General features: G+C 56.8%; 19 protein-coding genes and 1 pseudogene. 11 read left to right on the top strand and 9 right to left on the bottom strand.

Annotated elements, in window-relative coordinates:
- Positions 1-315 precede the first annotated feature (315 nt).
- From J7394_RS11650 to J7394_RS11625, 5 genes and pseudogenes are all read right to left on the bottom strand, one after another.
- Positions 316-1,365, bottom strand: coding sequence for a glycine betaine/L-proline ABC transporter ATP-binding protein (locus J7394_RS11650; RefSeq protein ID WP_209253162.1), 1,050 nt, complete (start codon positions 1,363-1,365; stop codon positions 316-318).
- A 13-nt stretch (positions 1,366-1,378) separates the two neighbouring features.
- Complete coding sequence (locus tag J7394_RS11645; RefSeq protein WP_209253159.1) at positions 1,379-2,407, bottom strand: proline/glycine betaine ABC transporter permease; 1,029 nt, start codon at positions 2,405-2,407, stop codon at positions 1,379-1,381.
- A gap of 66 nt (positions 2,408-2,473) precedes the next feature.
- Positions 2,474-3,439, bottom strand: coding sequence for an ABC transporter substrate-binding protein (locus J7394_RS11640; protein ID WP_209253156.1), 966 nt, complete (start codon positions 3,437-3,439; stop codon positions 2,474-2,476).
- Between the two features lie 234 nt (positions 3,440-3,673).
- Positions 3,674-3,889, bottom strand: coding sequence for a Coenzyme F420 hydrogenase/dehydrogenase, beta subunit C-terminal domain (locus tag J7394_RS23115; protein WP_209253172.1), 216 nt, complete (start codon positions 3,887-3,889; stop codon positions 3,674-3,676).
- A gap of 740 nt (positions 3,890-4,629) precedes the next feature.
- A pseudogene (locus J7394_RS11625) lies at positions 4,630-5,004 on the bottom strand (sulfotransferase family protein); the annotation flags it as partial.
- A 49-nt stretch (positions 5,005-5,053) separates the two neighbouring features.
- Here J7394_RS11625 and J7394_RS11620 point away from each other — a divergent pair.
- Positions 5,054-5,317 (top strand): hypothetical protein, encoded by a 264-nt coding sequence (locus J7394_RS11620; RefSeq protein ID WP_209253150.1) that lies wholly within the window; start codon positions 5,054-5,056, stop codon positions 5,315-5,317.
- 247 nt (positions 5,318-5,564) lie between these two features.
- Here the strand turns inward: J7394_RS11620 and J7394_RS11615 are convergent, their stop codons facing one another.
- Positions 5,565-6,518, bottom strand: coding sequence for a LysR family transcriptional regulator (locus tag J7394_RS11615; RefSeq protein ID WP_247748170.1), 954 nt, complete (start codon positions 6,516-6,518; stop codon positions 5,565-5,567).
- 71 nt (positions 6,519-6,589) lie between these two features.
- On the opposite strand from J7394_RS11615, the gene J7394_RS11610 reads away from it, so the two are divergent.
- Positions 6,590-7,525: a VOC family protein gene (locus J7394_RS11610; protein WP_209253148.1), complete on the top strand. Its 936-nt coding sequence runs from the start codon at positions 6,590-6,592 to the stop codon at positions 7,523-7,525.
- Between the two features lie 14 nt (positions 7,526-7,539).
- Positions 7,540-8,160 (top strand): alpha/beta hydrolase, encoded by a 621-nt coding sequence (locus J7394_RS11605; protein ID WP_209253146.1) that lies wholly within the window; start codon positions 7,540-7,542, stop codon positions 8,158-8,160.
- Here the strand turns inward: J7394_RS11605 and J7394_RS11600 are convergent.
- Complete coding sequence (locus tag J7394_RS11600) at positions 8,122-9,072, bottom strand: LysR family transcriptional regulator (RefSeq protein ID WP_209253145.1); 951 nt, start codon at positions 9,070-9,072, stop codon at positions 8,122-8,124. The genes J7394_RS11605 and J7394_RS11600 overlap by 39 nt on opposite strands.
- Before the next feature lie 306 nt (positions 9,073-9,378).
- On the opposite strand from J7394_RS11600, the gene J7394_RS11595 reads away from it, so the two are divergent.
- The 8 genes from J7394_RS11595 (at position 9,379) to J7394_RS11560 (ending at position 17,750) form a co-directional block, all read left to right on the top strand.
- On the top strand, positions 9,379-9,633 hold the full coding sequence (locus tag J7394_RS11595; protein WP_068333920.1) for a DUF1427 family protein: 255 nt from the start codon (positions 9,379-9,381) through the stop codon (positions 9,631-9,633).
- A gap of 30 nt (positions 9,634-9,663) precedes the next feature.
- Entirely contained in the window at positions 9,664-10,368 is a 705-nt protein-coding gene (locus tag J7394_RS11590) for a hydrolase (protein ID WP_209253143.1), read from the top strand.
- A gap of 132 nt (positions 10,369-10,500) precedes the next feature.
- Positions 10,501-12,234: an amidohydrolase gene (locus tag J7394_RS11585; protein WP_209253141.1), complete on the top strand. Its 1,734-nt coding sequence runs from the start codon at positions 10,501-10,503 to the stop codon at positions 12,232-12,234.
- A gap of 24 nt (positions 12,235-12,258) precedes the next feature.
- Positions 12,259-12,567 (top strand): GNAT family N-acetyltransferase, encoded by a 309-nt coding sequence (locus tag J7394_RS11580; RefSeq protein WP_209253139.1) that lies wholly within the window; start codon positions 12,259-12,261, stop codon positions 12,565-12,567.
- Complete coding sequence (locus J7394_RS11575; protein ID WP_209253137.1) at positions 12,551-14,161, top strand: MFS transporter; 1,611 nt, start codon at positions 12,551-12,553, stop codon at positions 14,159-14,161. Before J7394_RS11580 ends, J7394_RS11575 begins: the two co-directional genes overlap by 17 nt.
- Positions 14,158-15,060, top strand: a complete 903-nt coding sequence (locus J7394_RS11570; RefSeq protein WP_209253135.1) for an efflux RND transporter periplasmic adaptor subunit — start codon at positions 14,158-14,160, stop codon at positions 15,058-15,060. The genes J7394_RS11575 and J7394_RS11570 overlap by 4 nt, the downstream gene beginning before the upstream one ends.
- Positions 15,061-15,115: 55 nt before the next feature.
- The gene (locus J7394_RS11565; protein WP_209253133.1) at positions 15,116-15,568 is read left to right on the top strand and encodes a (2Fe-2S)-binding protein; all 453 of its coding nucleotides are present in this window, start codon (positions 15,116-15,118) and stop codon (positions 15,566-15,568) included.
- 1 nt (position 15,569) lies between these two features.
- On the top strand, positions 15,570-17,750 hold the full coding sequence (locus tag J7394_RS11560) for a xanthine dehydrogenase family protein molybdopterin-binding subunit (RefSeq protein WP_209253132.1): 2,181 nt from the start codon (positions 15,570-15,572) through the stop codon (positions 17,748-17,750).
- Positions 17,751-17,757: 7 nt separating this feature from the next.
- Here J7394_RS11560 and J7394_RS11555 read toward each other — a convergent pair whose 3' ends face one another.
- A complete protein-coding gene (locus tag J7394_RS11555; protein ID WP_209253131.1) occupies positions 17,758-18,579 on the bottom strand; it encodes a 3-keto-5-aminohexanoate cleavage protein in 822 nt (273 codons plus the stop codon).
- A gap of 1 nt (position 18,580) precedes the next feature.
- Positions 18,581-19,465, bottom strand: a complete 885-nt coding sequence (locus J7394_RS11550; protein ID WP_209253130.1) for an intradiol ring-cleavage dioxygenase — start codon at positions 19,463-19,465, stop codon at positions 18,581-18,583.
- Between the last annotated feature and the right edge of the window lie 18 nt (positions 19,466-19,483).

Raw genomic sequence — 19,483 nt, 5'->3', positions numbered from 1 at the left:
AACTTGGTTTGCGGAACCCATCAGGGCCAGCGGTCAAAACCGCGCAAAAAGGCCGGACACATGACTGCTTCTGACAAATGCACAAATCAGGTCAAAAAGGACTTGCTATGCAGGAGCCATCCACACATGCCATTCGTCGTGTCAGGCTCGCCGCAGTGCAGCTTTACCGAACCCGCCATTCGCTGCGGTTGCAAAATAGCCTTTCTTAGCTATTCGCGAAGCATTTATGACCTAATTTCCTGCACAAAGAGCAGTAGCAATCGCTTAAGAAGAGAAGGCCTTTTGGAACGCCAATGGCTTTGTAGTAGACCGCGATTACATTACGGTCCTTTGTTCGACATGAGCTGGCACGAGGGCCTTGACGAGGTCTTTCATGTTGAGAACGCCGACCTGTTCACTGCCGCTCATGACCCGGTAGGTCCTGTAGGTGTCTCCGCCCGAGATCGAGATCAGGTGTTCGAGATTGTCATTAACATCCACATCCCCATCAAACTCGCCCTCATAGGTGCCGTCCTTGTCCATCACTGAACGCACGCGCAGCACGCGGGCGCGGTTGATGTCGCTGACGAAGTCCTCGATGTAAGGGTCGTTCGGGCTCAGCAAGATATTTTGCGGCTCACCCTGTTGCACCACGTAGCCATCCTTGAGGATCACTAGGTGGTCGGCCAGTTTGAGCGCCTCGTCCAGGTCGTGGGTGATGAATGTGATCGTCTTGTGTAGATCCTTTTGCAACTCAAGCAGCAAGTCTTGCATGTCGGTGCGGATCAGTGGATCGAGCGCAGAGAACGCCTCGTCCATCAGCATGATCTCGGAATCCGAGGCCAGCGCTCGGGCGATGCCCACCCGCTGCTGCATGCCTCCGGACAATTGGTGCGGAAAATGACCCTCGTAGCCCGCAAGACCCACTCGGGCGAGCCATTTCCTGCCAGCTGCAACGATCTCGTCTTTGCTGTTTCCACGCACCGCCAGAGCCATGCCCGCGTTCTCGGCCACGGTCTTGTGTGGCAGCAGTGCAAACTTCTGGAACACCATCGACATCGTGTTCAGCCGCATGTCGCGCAGCTTCAGAGTGTCATACTCCAACACGTTCTTGCCATTGACCCGCACCTCTCCGGCCGTGGGTTCAATCAACCGGTTCAGGTGCCGGATCAGCGTCGACTTACCTGACCCTGAAAGACCCATTATCACCGTGATCTCACCCGCCTGCATGTCGACATTGATGTCTTGCAGGCCAAGCACGTGGGCCTCTTTTTCAAGCAAGTCAGTCTTGCCCATGCCTTGCCGCACATGTTCCATCGCGCGCTCGGGATGCGCGCCGAAGATTTTGTAGAGGTTGCGGATCGAGATTTTTGGTTCAGCGTTCATATCTCGCCCCTTCTTAGTGTTTCTGCGCGGCAGAGACGCGCGCCAAGGCTGCTTTGGATACGCGGTCGAGCACAATGGCAAGCAGCACAATGCCCAGACCGGCGATCAAACCAACGCCCAATTCCAGATTTCGGATGCCGCGCAGCACTAGAACACCCAATCCGGGCGCAGAAACCAGCGAGGCGATCACAACCATTGCAAGGCTCATCATGATGGTCTGGTTGACACCTGCCATGATGTTGGGCAGAGCCAGCGGCAGCTCGACTCCCCACAGTTTCTGTTTCGGCGACATGCCAAAAGCATTGGCCGCTTCGACCACATCTTTGTCAACCAGCCGGATGCCCAGATCGGTCAGTCGGATCACCGGCACGATTGCATAAACGATAATGGCGATGCCATATAGCTTCGGCTCGGTGACGCTGAACAAGAAGATCAGCGGGATCAGATAAACGAAAGTCGGCAGCGTCTGCAAAAGGTCTAGCACCGGCAGGATCATGCGTTGGAAACTGTCGGATTTCGCCATGGCGATCCCTATGGGCACACCTAAAAGGATACAGAGCCCGGTACAGACCAGCACAATGGAGAGCGTCTGCATTGCGGGCTCCAGATGGTCGATCAGGCCCAGGAAACAGAAGACAAAGATCACGAACCCGGTCACGATGGCCGAGCGCGACACATACCAGGTTAATACGAACAGCGCTGGCAGCATGATCCACCACGGCACCGCATCCACTGCAATCAGCGCCCACTCTAGCATCCACGATAGCGGCTGCGTCAGCGGATCCAGCACGAATTTCAGCGCGTCCTTGATCGCTAGGAACCCGTCCTCGACCGCCGAGACAAAATCCCGCGATTGCGGGATTCTCGGGCAGGCCTCGTTCAGTGCATCCAGCGAGGGGAAAGGAAAGGCCGGGCCGTTCTCGCCATTTGTCGCGTTGGTCTGTGCCAACAGGTCCGCCATTGACAGATTGGCGCCGCTGCCTGATGCGTCACACCATTCCCGAAGTCCCAACGCATCGAACATGCGGTCATAAAAAGCCATGTAATCCCTTTCCCTGCCAACCCGGGCGACGAATTGGGACGCCCGGGCCTTTTTGCGAATTTTTTGTTATTTCAGTAGCGCCGACAGTTTCCCGCGAGCGTCATCGTTCAGCCATTCACTCCATGTGTCCTGGAAGTTGGTCAGGAAATACACCGCAGCCTCTTCGCCTGAGGCGTTGTTCTCTTCCTGCCAAGCCAACAGACCGTTCATGACTTCGTTTGTGAACTGGACGTTTTCCATAAGCGCCGTCTCTTCAGGATGCGACTCCGCAAAAGTGTTGGTAACAACCGTGGTCACGTCGCTCGAAGGGAAGGCCCCCAGCACTGGTTCGGCGCATTCTTCCTGGCTGTTACACTCGTGCGCTTCCGGCACATGCGGGCCTACATCAACCTGCACCATCGGGTAGCGGCCAAGGATTGAGGTCGGCGCCCAGTAATAGCCGAACCACGGCTCTTTGGAGTCATAGGCCGAGGCGATAGAGGCCGCCAGCGTCTCGCCCGAGCCGTGGATGAAATCCTCGATCCCCGCATCCGCAAGACCAGCCGCCTTTGCCATGTTCGAGCTGACCCGCTGACAGGTCCAGCCTACCGGGCAATTATGGAACCGGCCGCCCACCAAATCCGGATTGGCCAAAATGCCTTCCATTGTTGTAAGCTCTGGATGCGCCTCGGCAAGATAAGTGGGAATCCACCAGGCCTCGACCCCGCCATCCGACAGCACCTTAGCGCGTTCGATGATTGCTCCGCTTTCGATCAAGCCAGGATAGGCCGGGGCACCGTTGGTCCACAGCTCGGTCAGAATGTCCGGCTCACCGGTTTCCGCAACCGATGCCAGCGCGGGCGTCGTCGCCGATGGAACAATCGTCACGGAACAGCCATAACCCTGTTCCAGCAGGAACTTGCTGACCTGCGTTACGATAATTGCAGAGCCCCAGTCCATCTCGGTAATTGAAATTTCGCCGCAATCTGCCTGCGCCGAACCGGCAACACCAAGCGCGACCGCAGCGCTGGCCGCGAGTAGTTTCATTTTCATTGTAGTCTCCCTAGTTGGTTGTGCCCTGGGCGCTTGCCGGCCCTTCAGGCGTAGAGTTCGTTATTCTTTAGCGCGTGCAAATGCTCCCTCTTCTTGTTCCCGGTTCCGAATTGCCGAGTGTTCACGATACAGCGCCTCCAGACGAAGTCCAAAAGTTTCTGGAACCAAGCGCCCGGCACGATGCAACCCATCGAAGCGGGCGCGCATATTCCGCTTTTTAGCAGTCTGGTGGGGTTAGGTGTTGTTCATGAATTCAATATCGACCGGCCCGCCATCCTCAAAAAATCCGGCGGCAGTCGCAGCCTCCAGCAACTCGGCCCCACGCCGCCTACGTGTCGTGATCGAATTGGCGCCCGGGTCTGTGGCAGAGTCCTCTCGGTCCGGAGTACCGTCCGGCCAAGTGTCTGCCGCCGCGATTTCGGCACCTTCACTGATGCCCTTCGGACAGATCTTGCAGCGAAACGGCGGCGATCAGCAACTTTCGTCTTCCCCCACAATAATCGAGCTAGTGAAAATCCCGCCGCGTCCCATCCATAGTTTCAATCGTGATGGGTCCCGGGCAACCACGCCCGCGGTAGCGCAGAGAGGAAACTTGGTTCCGGTCAATCCCGTTGTCGGACAGGAAATGCGGCATTGCTTGATCGGGCACAAACGAGATCAACATCAGCCTTGTCTGACATAGACTGAATGTTGGGCCTTAGCTCACCATTTTCATCCTTGATTATGCTCACTTTTCAGGACCAAGGAGCGAAGCACAAAGCCCGCACCCGATGCATAGCCCATCAGTTACAATCCGCTCGAAACGCGCGTTAGTATCCGTTGCGGTCATTTTTTCGAATTATACCTACTGGTTAAGAATGGTCCAATTGCACCAAGTGATGAAGGAGCAATTTCGTTAGTACATCCTCCCAAAAAGCGGTACGGCCTTTGCTCGGATTGGTGACGCGGCCACCTACTGAAGCCAAGACCACTTGGCTTGCAATGGTGTCCCGTTCCAAGGTCGGATTATACTGGGGATTAGCATCTGCCTCGCCAGCCGCCGTCAGGCAGAATTTCATTGAGCTCAACCTGTAGTTTTTTCCGTCGAGGCATACCACACATAGTGTCCTGGAAGCGGGCCACAGTGCGCTCCCCTGGCAGGGCGTCGAGCCACCGCTGTTTCGACCTGTTTGTTCTATTTTGCATTTTTCTCAGACAGTTTTCGACACGCGGATGCGGTGCTTGTACATATGATCATAGTGAGGCTTCATCCGGCGGTGCACACGGCGCACGCGTTCAGGGGCGTCAGCCACTTCGACATACTTGCGTTTCTGGGGTTGCAGACCGGTAGACTGGGCTAAATTAGCATGGAAAGATCCACCGTCCCACCAGCTATGCTCGGATGGGTCTCCACCAGCTTCCCAGGTCAGCGCGTCTTCGATGAAGGGGATACCGACAGAAGCACAGAACGCTGCGGTGACGTGCTTGGGGTCTTCAAGAAGGTCATCACTGTCGATAACCGGGGGGGACTTGCCGCCATTCAGCGCAGTCAATAAGTCAAACAGCGCGCGCTGCTCGGGAAAACCGACCTCAAGCTCATCGCATCAGTCAGCGCTGATTAAGAAGGGGGTAGAGATGCTAGATATACTTGGGACAATCGGTGGAAACATCCTCAGCCTGCCCGGCATTCTTGGGCTGGCGCTGGGAATGATGACCAGACAAATTTGGTTGGGCGCGGCGCTGGGCGGGCTTGTCGGCGTGTTCGAAACACTGGTCTTTGCAGGCTTTCAATTTGCGCAAATCGAAGCTCTTGAGCTCGTGATTGCAATCCTGGTTGGCGTGTGTGCGGGTGGTTTAGGGAGCGTTATCCGAATTAAAGGAACGCAGGTCAGGCCTTAGCGACCGCCGTCAAAGATCGTTGCAAGCCACCGCTTCACGATCGCTTTTTGTGCCAGCCCTTTACTCAAATCTCAACCGTGCCACTCGGCCTGCTGCGCTTGCGCTACGCAAGGGCTCCGCTCGGCTGACCTTGTCCGCAACGTATCGCAAGAAAGAAACAGGAACGGTTTCTGCATCCCAACGGCCCGGATCAAGGGATTGGGTCACCAGCAAGCAGCCCTGGATCAAATTTGCGGCTGACGTCGCACTACACTCTTGTTTCCAGGTTCGGGTGGTCTTGCACAAACGATTCAAAGTACTCGGCAAACGTTCCAACGATCGGAGGCAGTTGTTCGTAGGGTGGGTAGTACAGGGTTAGCCACAAGGAAGTGACCGGCCAGTTTGGCATGACCTGCAGGACATCTCCGTTTGCCAATCCCTTGTCGGTAATGAAGTCCGGCAGAACACATACGCCTTCTCCTGCGATCGCGAGAGCGAGGAGGAAGTCTCCATTGTTCGAGATTACTTTACTGCCTGCTTGAATCGAAACGTCACCTCCTGCACCAGAGAAATCCCATGTTTCGGGGCGGCCTTGTGCATCATAAGACATCAAAAAATCTGGGTTCAGATCGCGCGGATGATCAGCATTGGGCATTCTCTCAAACAACGACGGCGCAGCTATCATGTGCCGAGGGACCTCGCACAGTTTGCGCCAAATCGTCGATTTGTCCGTCGGTGGGCCAGAGACGCGCACAGCAAGGTCGCAGTTTTCTTCGATCACATCGAGCAGCGTGTCGGTGAAATTGATTTCGACAGAGATGTTTGGAAAAGCCAGCCGAAACCCTGAAATCACTTGCGGCAACAAGGCAACGCCGAGTGAAACAGGTGCGGTCAAGCGAAGGTGGCCTTTGTCGGGTTGATTGGCCCGTTGAAGACTGCGCGTGACCTCGTCAAACCCTTCCAGAAGCGGTCGATATCGCGCAAGAACGGTTGCGCCTGCGCTGGTCAGTGAAACTTTCCGTGTCGTGCGAAGCAGCAGTTGGGTGCCGAAATCCTTTTCAAGCTGTGCAACGATGCGTGTCACCGACGCAGGCGCAATGTTGAGTTCTCGCGCTGCCAGTGAAAAGCTTTTCAAGTCTGATACGGCGCGCAGGACGCGGATGGGCTTAAGCTCAATCATGTCAGCTCCATAATTCCGTTTTTGACAATAATAAAGCAACATAATTGTCTATTTACTTCAATAATAGACGCGCCATCTTTGATGCAAGTTGAACACTCTCCCAGGAGCGGAACATGATCAAAGATATCAAAGGGCTGCACCACGTCACATCGATGGCTGCGGACGCCAGCACCAACAACGCTTTTTTCACCAACACGCTTGGCATGCGCCGGGTGAAAAAGACGGTCAATTTCGATGCGCCTGAGGTGTATCACCTCTATTTCGGGGACGAGGTTGGAACACCAGGTTCGGTCATGACCTATTTTCCTTTTGGTCAGATGCCAAAGGGACGCAGGGGTGCCGGAGAGGTCGGTGTGACAGAGTTTGCCGTCCCTACAGGCGGTGTCGAATTCTGGAAACAACGTCTTGCATCTGAGGGCGTGACTGGGCTGGCCGATGGCACGCTCTTCGGAGAAAAGCGTCTGTCTTTTGACGGCCCCGATGGCGATAGCTTTGCATTGGTCGAGTCTGATGCGCGAGGCCGGACAGCCTGGACTCAGGGCGGTGTTCCCGATGAGGCCGCGATTCTTGGGTTCCGAGGCGCTCGGTTCGCACTGAAGGATGTCGATGCGACGGGTGAACTGCTGACCTTCATGGGATACCAGCAGGCCGAAACCGAAGGTGACGTCACTCGCTATGTGATCGAAGGGGGCAACGCCGCGGACACGATTGATCTGCAGCAGCTGCCGTCAGACACCCCGACCGCTGGTCAGGGCGCTGGGTCCGTTCATCACATCGCTTTTGCCGTCGAGGACCGTGCCGCGCAACTGCGCGTTCGGCAGGCTTTGCTGGATACAGGCTATCAGGTCACGCCGGTTATCGACCGAGACTATTTCTGGGCGATCTATTTCCGCACGCCGGGTGGTGTGCTGTTCGAAATCGCCACAAACGAGCCCGGTTTTGACCGCGACGAAGACACGGCCCATCTGGGTGAGGCGCTCAAGCTGCCTACCCGCTACGAGCTACATCGCAGCAAGATCGAGAGTCTCCTGCCCCCACTTGCATCATGATTTCAGAGGTTGAAATGTCCAAAGATCTCTATCAGGCGCTTGTGCATGCGCCGCAACCCGCCCGTCCGCTGGTCTTTGCCCTTCATGGCACCGGAGGGGATGAGCATCAGCTTGTTGAACTGGCCGGCAATCTTGTCGCTGGCGCCGGGATCGTATCACCGCGCGGCGATGTCTCTGAAATGGGGGCCGCGCGGTTCTTCCGCCGCACGGCCGAGGGCGTATACGACATGGAAGACCTTGCCCGTGCGACGGACAAGATGATTGCGTTCATCGAAGCCCATCGCGCGTCTCATCCCGGTCATCCGGTCTATGGCTTCGGCTATTCGAACGGGGCAAACATCCTGGCGGCGGTCTTTCTCAAACGCCCGGATCTGTTTGAGCGGGTCGGCCTTTTGCATCCGATGGTCACGTGGGAGCCGAACGCACATCCTCAGCTGGTGGGGCGGAAAGTTCTAGTGACCGCCGGACGACGCGATCCAATCACGCCATGGCCAATGACGGAACGCTTTATCAGTTGGCTCTCTGATCATGGTGCCGAGGTCACTTCGGACGTCCATGAAGGCGGACACGAGCTGCGAAACTCTGAACTGACGGCTCTAGCCGCCCACTTCAACGGTAATGTCAGCACCGGGTGAAGGTTCACGCAGTGCATTCAACGTAGACAAGACAGCGGCTTCTTTGCGCGCCCAGGACATGAACTCATGGATATGCTCTTCACGTTCCCGGCCCGGGTGGCAACATATGAAATAGCTGAACCCGGTTTCCACCACCGGACCGAACGGACAAACAAGCCGTCCGTCCGAAAGCGCGGAATAGACCAGCAGCGACCCGCAGAGCGCGACACCCGCACCTGCGATCGCAGCGTCCACAATCTGGCCACCCGGAGGCCTTTCAAACCGCATGGCTTTCGAAGGATCAACTCCATTCGGAAGCCCGGCGTGTTGGCTCCAAAGAACCCAACTGGGAACCGACCCGTCCAGCATCGGCGTTGTATCGTACAGAACCTGCGCGGCCTTGATGTCGTCAGGGGACTTTATGTCGAATGTATCGAGCACACCAGGGCTGGCGACCACCAGCATCAACTCGCGGTGAAGCAACTCCGTGTATCGGTCGTTAGGCGGTTCACTGCTGTATCGAATTTCGATATCGGCGGTCGCGTGAGTTTTGTGGTCCAAAGGGTTTTCGGATTCAATGTGGACCTGCACGTCGGGGTGGTCCTTGGTGAACTTGTGCAGCCTGGGCAAAAGCCACTTGCTGATCAGCGCGTTGCTGGAACTGATGCGCAGTTTGGGCGTCTTCTTGGGTCGGACCTCATCGACCACCTGACGGATCTGCAAGAACGCTTCGCTGATCGTTGGCTGCAAGCGCTGCCCTTCGGGTGTCAGATGGATCGCGCGAGTCTTTCGCAAAAACAAAGCCACCCCAAGGTCGGCCTCCAGCGCCTTGATTTGTTGGCTAACCGCACCCGGTGTAACCGAAAGCTCATAAGCCGCTTCCTTGATCGAGCCGCGCCGCGCCGCGGCCTCAAACGCGCGCAAACTTAGCAAGGAAGGCAATCGGGACAGCGGCATGGCAATACAGAAAACAGTTTAGCCTAACTAATGCATACCCGCAGAACTTCTGCTTTGTCGAGTTCAAACTACACCCCACATCTATGAACAACAGAACTTGGAACTGAGTGAAATGATCAAGATCCACGAAAAAGCACCGCGGGGACGCACGCAAAACGGATGGCTGTATGGGTGCCATGCAGCCTCATGCCGTTGGTGTCAGCACCGAACCCATGTCGGGGTCGCTCGCTCAGAAGGCCCTAGTGTCATTTCAATCGAACCAGAATTGCAAGGAGACCGGACGTGACTTGGCAACCATATCTCATATCGCTCGCAGCGGGCCTCGGGATTGGGGTCATCTATGGCCTGATCGCAGTCCGCAGTCCCGCCCCACCAATCATCGCGCTTTTGGGCCTCTTGGGCATGCTCGCCGGAGAAGCTGCGGTGCAATGGATCCGGGGTCATTCCGACGCTGTGTCACAGGCCCTGCATCTTAAGTCTTTCGCCGTAACGCAGGCGGAAGAGACGAGCCAACCAACCAAACCCAAAACCCTTTAGCCCCATCTAACCTCAACAAAGGAATGAAAAATGTCCAAACTTGAAGTCCTTACACCTGAGAACAGCCAGATCATCTTCATCGATCATCAGCCGCAGATGGCGTTCGGCGTGCAGTCGATTGATCGTCAGACGCTGAAGAACAACACCGTTGCCTTGGCCAAAGCCGCCAAGATCTTTGACGTGCCCACTATCATCACCACAGTCGAAACGGACAGTTTTTCGGGGCATACCTATCCCGAACTCTTGGACGTTAATCCTCAGGCGCCTTTGCTGGAACGTACTTCCATGAACTCCTGGGACGATCAGAAAGTCCGGGATGCACTGGCACGAGGAGCTGCGGAAGGTCGCAAGAAAATCGTTGTCTCGGGTCTTTGGACCGAAGTCTGTAATATCACCTTTGCGCTGAGCTGCATGGCCGACACGGACTACGAAATTTACATGGTTGCTGACGCGTCGGGCGGTACGTCGGTTGATGCCCACAAATACGCGATGGACCGGATGGTTCAGGCCGGAGTTGTCCCTGTGACCTGGCAGCAGGTTCTTCTGGAATGGCAGCGGGATTGGGCGCGCCGCGACACGTACGATGCTGTCATGGACTTGGTTCGTGAACACTCTGGTGCTTACGGCATGGGCGTCGATTACGCTTACACGATGGTTCACAAGGCGCCATCGCGCAGCCGCCACGCTGGCCCTACGCTGGAAGCGGTGTCCGCCGGTAAAGTCGCCGCAGAGTAGTCTGCCGCGCCGCGCCCGCTCGGTCCCCTCATCCCTCCCCATGAAACCGAGCGGGAGAATTTCCAAACCTCTCTCAATCTGTGCCCCTCCGGTGGGCACAGGCACCTAACGTTTTGCCAAAGGATCTGCACCATGGCCGCCCCAGACAAGATACTCTTCAACGGCAAGATCACGACAATGGATCCCGACAGGCCCGAAGCAACAGCCGTGGCAATTTCAGGGGATCAGATCACCGCCGTTGGAACTGACAAGGACATGCTCGGGCTTGCAGACCCCGAAACCGAAACCATTGATCTGGGCGGCCAGCGTGTAATTCCCGGTCTAATCGACAGCCATACGCACATCATCCGACAAGGCAACAACTTCGCCATGGAACTGCGCTGGGACCACGTCCCATCGCTTGCCGACGGTCTGCGTATGCTGAAGGCGCAAGCAGAGCGTACTCCTGCCGGGCAGTGGATCCGCGTGGTTGGTGGTTGGTCCATTGATCAATTCGCCGAAAAGCGGTTGCCCACGATTGATGAGATCAATGCCGTCGCGCCGGATGTGCCTGTCTACGTGTTGCACCTCTATGATCGGGCGTGGCTGAACAAAGCCGCCCTGCGTGCAATCGGCATCGACAAACACTTCTACGAGCCCTTTGTCTCAGGGCGTCTGGAGAGGGACAATCAGGGCAACCCGACTGGTCTCGCGATGGCGCGCCCCAACGCGCAACCGCTTTACGCCCTTCTGGATATGGCCCCCAAGCTGGATTTCGAACAGCAGGTCACCTCGACCAAGCACTATTTCAAGGCGTTGAATGGTCTTGGATTGACCTCGGCTTTGGATTGCGCGGGTGGGTTCCTGAACTATCCAGATGATTACGGCGTCATCACCGAGTTGAACAAACGCGGCGAGCAAACCGTGCGCATCGGCTATCAGCTTTTTGCGCAGCGTCCGATGTTTGAGCTGGACGACTTCAAACGCTGGAATGACATCGTCAAACCAGACGAAGGCAACGACTACCTGAAATGCGTGGGCGCGGGCGAGATGCTGGTCGCATCGGCCTATGATTTCGAAGATTTCAGCTACCCGCGCCCCGATCTGCCCAAGCGGATGGAAGGGGACCTCAGGCCAGTACTCGAGTTTTTGTTCGAAAACCGCTGGCCGATCCGTTTCCATTGTACCTACGAGGAAAGCGCCCACCGGTTGCTGAGCCTTATTGAAGAGGTCGGACGCGACAAAGGGTTGGAAGAGCTGAATTGGATTTTCGATCACGGCGAGACGATCTCAGAATCCACAATGGAGTGGGTTGCCCGGCTTGGCGGCGGTATCAGCTATCAAAACCGCATCGCTTTTCAGACCACAGCCTATCGTGATCGCTATGGTGTAGACGCCCTGCGCGAGGTCATGCCGGTCAAGAAGATGATGGCCTCGGGTGTGCCTCTAGCTGCCGGCACGGATGCGACGCGAGTGTCCTCGTATAATCCGTGGTTGGCCATTCACTGGGCCGTTTCTGGCAAGGGTCGTGGCGGAGACATCATCTGGCGTGCGGCGAACCGTTTGGATCGGCATGACGCGCTGCGTCACTGGACCGCCGCCGGGGCTTGGTTCAGCCGGGAAGCGGGCAAGAAAGGTCAGATCAAGGCGGGGCAATGGGCGGATATCGCCGTGCTCGACCGGGATTATTTCTCGATCGCCGAGGATGAGATCACCGAAATCGAGGCCGACCTGACGCTGACGGGCGGCAAGATCGTGCATGCCAAGGCTCGATTTGCGGCGCATGCGCCTGCCCCTCTGCCGGAGCTTCCCGATTGGTCACCCATTCCAATTTTCGGCGCTCCCGGCGCTTCGACGCAAAGCCAAGGCAGCCTTGCCGCTGAATAGCGGCAAGACCTCAGGAGATTTCCAATGTTGGACGACCAAAAGCTAAAAATCACATACAGCGAAAGCGATACAAAAGCACGGTACGGTGCCTCAGTTTCCGGGTTCGTGAGCGAGGCGGAACTGACGCTGTCAAAAGTCACGCCTAGCCTCGTTATCGCCGACCACACGTTTGTCCCGGAAGAGTTGCGTGGTCGCGGCTTGGCTCGGACCTTGGCCGCGCAGCTTGTGGCGGACGCGCGCGACAAGGGTCTCCGCATTGTGCCTCTTTGCCCGTTTGTGCGGTCCTACGCCGAAAAAAACCGCGAGGAGTTGGCAGATGTCATCCAGTGGTAGCATCGCAAAACCTGTACCTGCGGCATCAAACTCGGCTTGGGCCCCGTTCAAACATCGGGCGTTTGCGCTTCTTTGGGTCGCGACCCTGATCTCTAACGTTGGCACTTGGATGCATGATGTGGGCGCGGGGTGGCTGATGACGACGCTCAATTCATCCCCGGCAGTCGTCTCATTGGTGCAGGCGGCAACAACCTTACCTGTGTTCATCTTCGCTTTATACGCCGGTACGCTGGCGGACCGGTTGGACAAACGTAAGCTGTTGATCACAGTGAACGTGGTGCTTCTGGTACTGGTGTCGGTGCTAACCGTGCTGGTTCAGCTTGAACTGGTAACACCGACGCTCCTGATCCTCTTCACATTGGCCATCGGAACTGGCACCGCCTTCATGGCTCCGGCCTGGCAAGCGATCGTGCCGACTCTGGTGCCGCGCGACGCGTTGCAGCCCGCCATCGCACTGAATTCAATGGGCATCAACATCAGCCGCGCGATCGGCCCTGCCTTGGCGGGCGTTTTGATTGCATCGGTCAGCTTGGCGGCGCCTTTTGCGGTCAATGCAGTCAGCTATCTCGTGATCATTGGCGCTCTGTTATTGTGGAAGCATGACGGCAGTGTATCGAAGACATCTCAGCCTGTTTTCAACGCGATGATGACCGGCATGCGGCACGTCGCACATAACGGCCCGCTCAAGGCCACGTTGATCCGATCCTTTGCCTTCTTCATCTTTGCCTCTGCCTATTGGGCGCTGCTGCCGCTGGTCGTCCGGACGATCGAAGGGGGCGGGGCGACGCTGTATGGTTTGTTGCTGACTTTGATCGGTGCCGGGGCTGTCGCGGGTGCTTTGACACTTCCGCAGTTCCGAGCGAAGCTTGATGCAAGCACGACAGCTGCAGGCGGCACCATCGGCACTGCCGTTGCCATGGCAATTCTTGCAACGGCGACAACCCCTCCTCTGGCCTATATCGCCGCATTGTTGGGTGGCTTTAGCTGGATTGCCGTTCTCACCACGTTCAATGTGTCGGCGCAGACCGCGCTGCCCAACTGGGTCAGGGCCCGAGGATTGTCTGTGAATCTAATGGTCTTCTTCGGCTCAATGGCGTTTGGATCAGCATTCTGGGGTCAGGTGGCCACGGCAACATCTGTGTCGACCACCTTGCTGATCGCAGCAGGCGGCCTGATCGTCGGCTTGATCCTGACGCGCAAGTTTCAGCTTGGTCAGGGCGAAGATCTAGACCTAACGCCCTCTATGCACTGGCCCGCACCAGAGGTTGCCCTTGAAGAAGACGGCTTGGCATCCCGCGGTCCAGTCATGGTCGAAGTCGAGTATCGCATTCGACCCGAGGACGAAGCTGCGTTTCTGTCCGCCATTCAGGACTGGTCAGGCGAGCGCTGGCGCGACGGAGCCTATGACTGGCGCGTTTTCCAAAGTGCAGAAGAGCCTGAGCTATGGGTCGAAGCGTTCATGGTTTCTTCCTGGGAAGAACATCTGGCCCAGCATGAGCGTGTGTCACACCAGGATCAGGACCTTCAACGGACCGTCGCAGCCTTCGACACCCGCGAAAGCGGACCCGTCGTTCGCCATCTGATCGCACCATGATGAGAGTGTTTGTGATGCTATCGACTTTGGTCACTCAATGGCCCGTTCTTTCGGCCACAGTTCTTGTGGCGTTGTTCTGGGCCCATGCACCTGAGCAGGCATCTGCTGGTGACGCAGGTTTTGAGGGCCGTATCGAAGCAGTCGAACGGTCGGACGTCTATAGCCGGGCGGAGGGCATCGTCGAAGAAGTGCTGGTTGAGCAAGGTGACTATGTCGAAGCGGGCACGCCATTGCTGCGGCTAAGAAACGATCTGGAAAAACTGGCGGTCAATGCCGCGAATGCAGAGTTAGTCAAAGCCGAGGCTCTGTTGCTTCAAGCCCGAGATAGATTGGACCGCGCAGCCCAGCTCTCAACGCGAGGAGCGGCAACAGAAGTTGCACTTTTGGCCGCCGAAACCAATCTGGCTTTGGCTGAGGCCGAAAGGGCCTTGGCGGAAACCGAGTTGGAGATCGCACAAACCAACTACGAGGACACGCTCATACGTGCGCCGATCTCAGGACATGTTGAAGACCCGCGTGTTGGACCGGGTTCGCTGGTCGAGTTCAATTCGGGCGACCCGCCTCTGTTTCAACTCGTAAATCTGAACCGCTTGCGCGTTGTTTTCGAGATTCCCTATCCCCAATGGGTTTCGGGGTTGAACACGGGCAACACACGCTCAGAGGAGCTATCAAATTCCGGCCGGTTTCGTGTTGAAACGGAGATCGGTCAGGTTCTGCCGGATGCAATTCGGCTCACCGGATCGGCGGTTTGGTTCGATGAAAACAGCGGCGAAATTCGCGTGTGGGCAGATCTGGAAAACCCCGACCTAACCTTGCGACCAGGAATGAAAGTTCGTGTCACGCCCATGGTCCACCCAGTCACCGGCGCCGAGCAAGACCACTCCATGGTCAGGCCATGACGAAATCCACCCCACAAGATCCCCTCAACATCAGGCATCACAAGGACTGTTCCAAATGATCAAATTCGAATTGAACGGCCGACCCGTAGAGGTTGATAACCCCCCTGACGAAATGTTGCTGCTGGTCCTTCGAGATACGCTCAAACTCAAAGGTACGAAATACGGGTGCGGTGCTGCCATGTGTGGGGCCTGCACGGTTCATGTGGATGGTGTGGCGAGCTTTGCGTGCCAGATGTCGGTCAGCGATGTGGAGGATGCGCAAGTCACGACGATCGAAGGATTGTCCGAAGACGGCTCGCATCCTGTTCAGAGGGCCTGGATCGAAGAGCAGGTCGCACAATGCGGCTATTGCCAGTCGGGTCAGATCATGCGCGCGGCGGCACTTCTGGCGGACAATCCATCCCCGACACGCGAAGAAATCGTCGATGAGATGAGCGCGAACCTCTGTCGCTGCGGAACCTACAACCGCATTTTCAAAGCCATCGAACGCGCAGCCAAGGAGGTTTGAGATGACTATGGCCATGAACCGCCGTGGGTTTCTACAAGGCGCTGCTGGACTGACATTTTTCATCGGTGCGGGAGGGATCTCATCAGTCCGGGCTGAGGCAGCTGTTGGCACTCTGGATGTCAATCACTGGTTGACGATCCGAGCGGATAGAAGCATCCGCGTTGTCTTTCCTTCGACCGAAATGGGGCAAAGCAGTTACTCTACGTTGCCACAAATCCTTGCTGAAGAACTTGATGCGGAATGGGATGACGTTGAGATCGAACAGCTAAACGCTGATGATCGACGCTTTGGAAATCAGCTGTTTGGCGGTGTTTTGTATACGGCCGGCAGCACAGGAACGCAGTTCTATTTTGACCCGATGCGCAAGGCGGGTGCGCAGGCGCGCGACGTTTTGCTGCAAATCGCAGCACGTGAATGGGCTGTGGACAAAGCCAGCCTTAGGACCGAACCAAGTGTTGTTTTGGGTCCCGATGGCCAACAGGCCGGGTATGGTGAATTGGCGGCGCTTGGTTCAAGGGATGTTACGGTACCAGACGCTGAGACCGTGCCGCTGAAAGACCCATCCGCGTTTCGGATCATCGGGCAAGACCTACCGCGTCGCGATGTTCCGGCCAAAAGTACAGGTCAGGCTGAATATGCCATTGATGTGGAAGTGCCCAATATGGCCTATGCAGCTGTTCTGCGCGCACCAGTCGAAGACGAAATTCCGCTTTCCATCAACGACGACGCCGCACGCGAGGTACCGGGCGTCATGGGTATCGTGACTGTACCCGACGGCGTCGCCGTCGTCGCGGAAAGCCTGTGGTCTGCCTTGGGCGCACGGGGTTTGCTTGAGGTCGAATGGTCCACAACCTCACCCTTCCGGACCTCAAACAGCGAAGAGACTCTTGCCGAATACGCCGCCGCTGTCAGCGCCCCGGACGCGTCGGGGGCAACCTGGGCTGAAAAAGGCGACGCCGCTGCAGCTATTGGCAACGCTGACCGTCAGTTTTCGCAGCTTTATTTGTCGGACTATGCCTACCACGCTCAGATTGAGCCGATGGCGGCTGTCGCTGATGTCGATGCGGACGGGCAAGGTGCCGAGGTTTGGGCAGGCACGCAAACGCAGTCATGGACTGCGCGCACCGTGTCCGAGGTGCTGGGTATCCCCGTCGAAAACGTTCGACTGAACATGATGACGATGGGCGGAGGCTTTGGTCGACGCACAGCCCTGATGCAAAACTATGTGCGCGATGCGGTGCTGTGCTCAAAGGCCGTTGGACGCCCTGTCAAAGTGATCTGGCCGCGTGAAGACGACGTGAAGCAGGGGACTTTCCGCCCCGCTGCGGCCCAAAAGCTTGAGGCCGGGCTGACAGCGGACGGAAAACTGGACGGGTGGTATCACAAGGTCGCCACACCAACCGTGATCGGATTTTTCAATCCCGTACGTTGGGATGCGGTGAACCCGAACGATGTGATCTCAATGCGGGGTGCCGAGAGCAAGTTCTATGGGATCAAGGATTTCCGCGCCGATCACCTCATTATGGACCGGCACGCCCGCCTTGCCCCCTATCGCGGTATTGGCGCGTCCTATACGGCCTTTGCGGCAGAATGTTTTATGGATGAATTGGCAGAACAGGCCGGGCGGGATCCATTGGATTTCCGGTTAGACCTTGTATCAGAAAACCCGCGTGGGCGGCACCTGCTTGAGAAGGTGGCCGAGATATCTGATTGGCAAAATCGGGGCGATCGAAACCTAGGGCTTTCTTTTGCTGGCTACAGCTCGTCCATGGCCGCAGGTGTGGCGGAAGTTGAAGTCGACGCGGACAGTGGAGAGATCCAGATCACCAACTTCTGGGCCGCGATAGATGCGGGCCTGATTGTCACGCCGGACAACGCGCTCAATCAGATCGAAGGTGGCATCGTGTTCGGAATCTCGATGGCTCTTTCCGAAAAGATCGACATCGAAAACGGCGAAGTGGTGCAGAGCAACTTCTGGGACTACGAGATCACACGCGCGGCGCAGATGCCGGAAATCGAGATCTACATCGCAGAGGTCGATGCGCCGCCAGTTGGTGTAGGCGAGGTTGGCACTCCGATGGTGCCCGCGGCCGTCGCAAACGCGTTCTACGCCGCGCAAGGCAAGCGCCTGCGCCACATGCCGTTTACGCCGGAACGTGTGGCGGCTGCATTGGACAGCTAGTTCCGGTTTAAAGCCCGAGTATTTCACGCGCCTGGTTGGTGGTCGCAACCGGGCGGTTGTAGTGCGCACAGATCTCTGCAGTCCGCGTTACAAGCGCCGCGTTTGATGGTGCCAGCGTATTGCGATCCAGGCGCACGTTGTCTTCCAAACCCGTCCGTGCATGGCCACCGGAGGAAATTGCCCAGTGGTTCAGAACCTCCTGCTGGGCACCAATACCTGCAGCGCACCACGGCGCACCCGGAAACAGTCGGTCAACGGTCTTCACGTAGAAATCGAATACGTCCCGATCCGCAGGCATTGCGTTTTTGACACCCATGACAAATTGCACATAAGGCGTGTCTTTAATTTGTCCTTTCTTGTGCATCTCGGCCGCCTTCAGGATGTGGCTCAGATCGAAGGCTTCGATCTCTGGCTTGACGTCATAGGTCACCATCTCAGCCGCCAGCCAGTCGACAAGATCGGGTGGATTTTCGTAGACGCGCGTGGGAAAGTTGTTCGACCCGACCGACAACGAGGCCATATCCGGTCGCAGAGGCAGCATGCCGCCGCGGGTCTTGCCAGCCCCCGATCGCCCTCCAGTCGAAAACTGGATGATCATGCCAGGGCAGTGTTTCTCAAGCCCCTCTTTCAGCCTTGCGAACTTGTCGGGGTCGCTTGAAGGCGTTTCGTCATCATTTCGAACATGGGCATGGCAGATGGATGCCCCTGCCTCAAAAGCGGCCTGTGTGCTTTCGATTTGTTCTTCGACTGTTATGGGCACAGCCGGGTTGTTGGCCTTGGTTGGCAAGGACCCGGTTATGGCAACACAGATGATGCAAGGTTGGGACATTTTAGGCCTCTTTTGGTGCGAGGACAAAGTTGAATTCAACATCCCAATAGGGACCTTCAAAACCGACTTCCGCAGATCGCGTCGGATCATCGACCCGGTTGAATTCGGCGATCAGGCTTTCTTTGACCCCAAAAACCGCGTCCGAATTGATATATTGGTCGTCGGGATCGAAAATATGCGTGGTCAGGTCGTCGTAGCCGTCTTTTGAAACGATGTAGTGCAGGTGCGCTGGTCGGTAGGGGTGTCGACCAAGACGCTTCAACAGATCGCCCACCGGCCCATCATCCGGGATCGGATAGTTCTTTGGCCGCACCGCACGGAACCAATAGGCTCCGTCAGCACCGGTCGTGAAGACGCCGCGCAGGTTGAAATCAGGCTGAATGCCTTTCTGCTGTACGTCGTAAAACCCGTCATCATTGGCTTGCCAGACATCAATCTTGACGCCTTCCAACGGGTTGCCTTCCACATCGGTGACACGACCCCGCACCACCATGTCCTCGCCCTTTTGGTCGAGACAAATGTTGTGCCCCATCTCATATTCCGGAGCACCGCCTACGTGGAAGGGACCCAGCACCGTGTTCTCGGAGGCCCCGGTGGGGCGACGTGAGTTCACCGCATCCACCAGCATCGAAACGCCCAGAACATCGGACAGAAGAATGTATTCTTGCCGCCAGTCATCGCACATATGCCCAACCTTGGTCAGGAACATGATTGCCTCGAACCATTCCTGCTGCGTTGGTTCGATTTCCTTCACGGCTTCGTGGAGTTTTCTGGTGATGACCTCCATCACATGCTTCAGCCGTTCGCTTTCTGCGTTTTTATTGCGTGCCGTGACGACCTCGGCCGAGTTTTCCTCGGTAAAGTATCCCATCTCATGCGAGTCCATTTTGGCCTCCTGACTTGT

This window comes from Ruegeria sp. R13_0 (assembly GCF_017743995.1).
Classification (GTDB): Bacteria; Pseudomonadota; Alphaproteobacteria; order Rhodobacterales; family Rhodobacteraceae; genus Ruegeria.
This window is presented reverse-complemented; position numbering and strand designations above follow the sequence as displayed.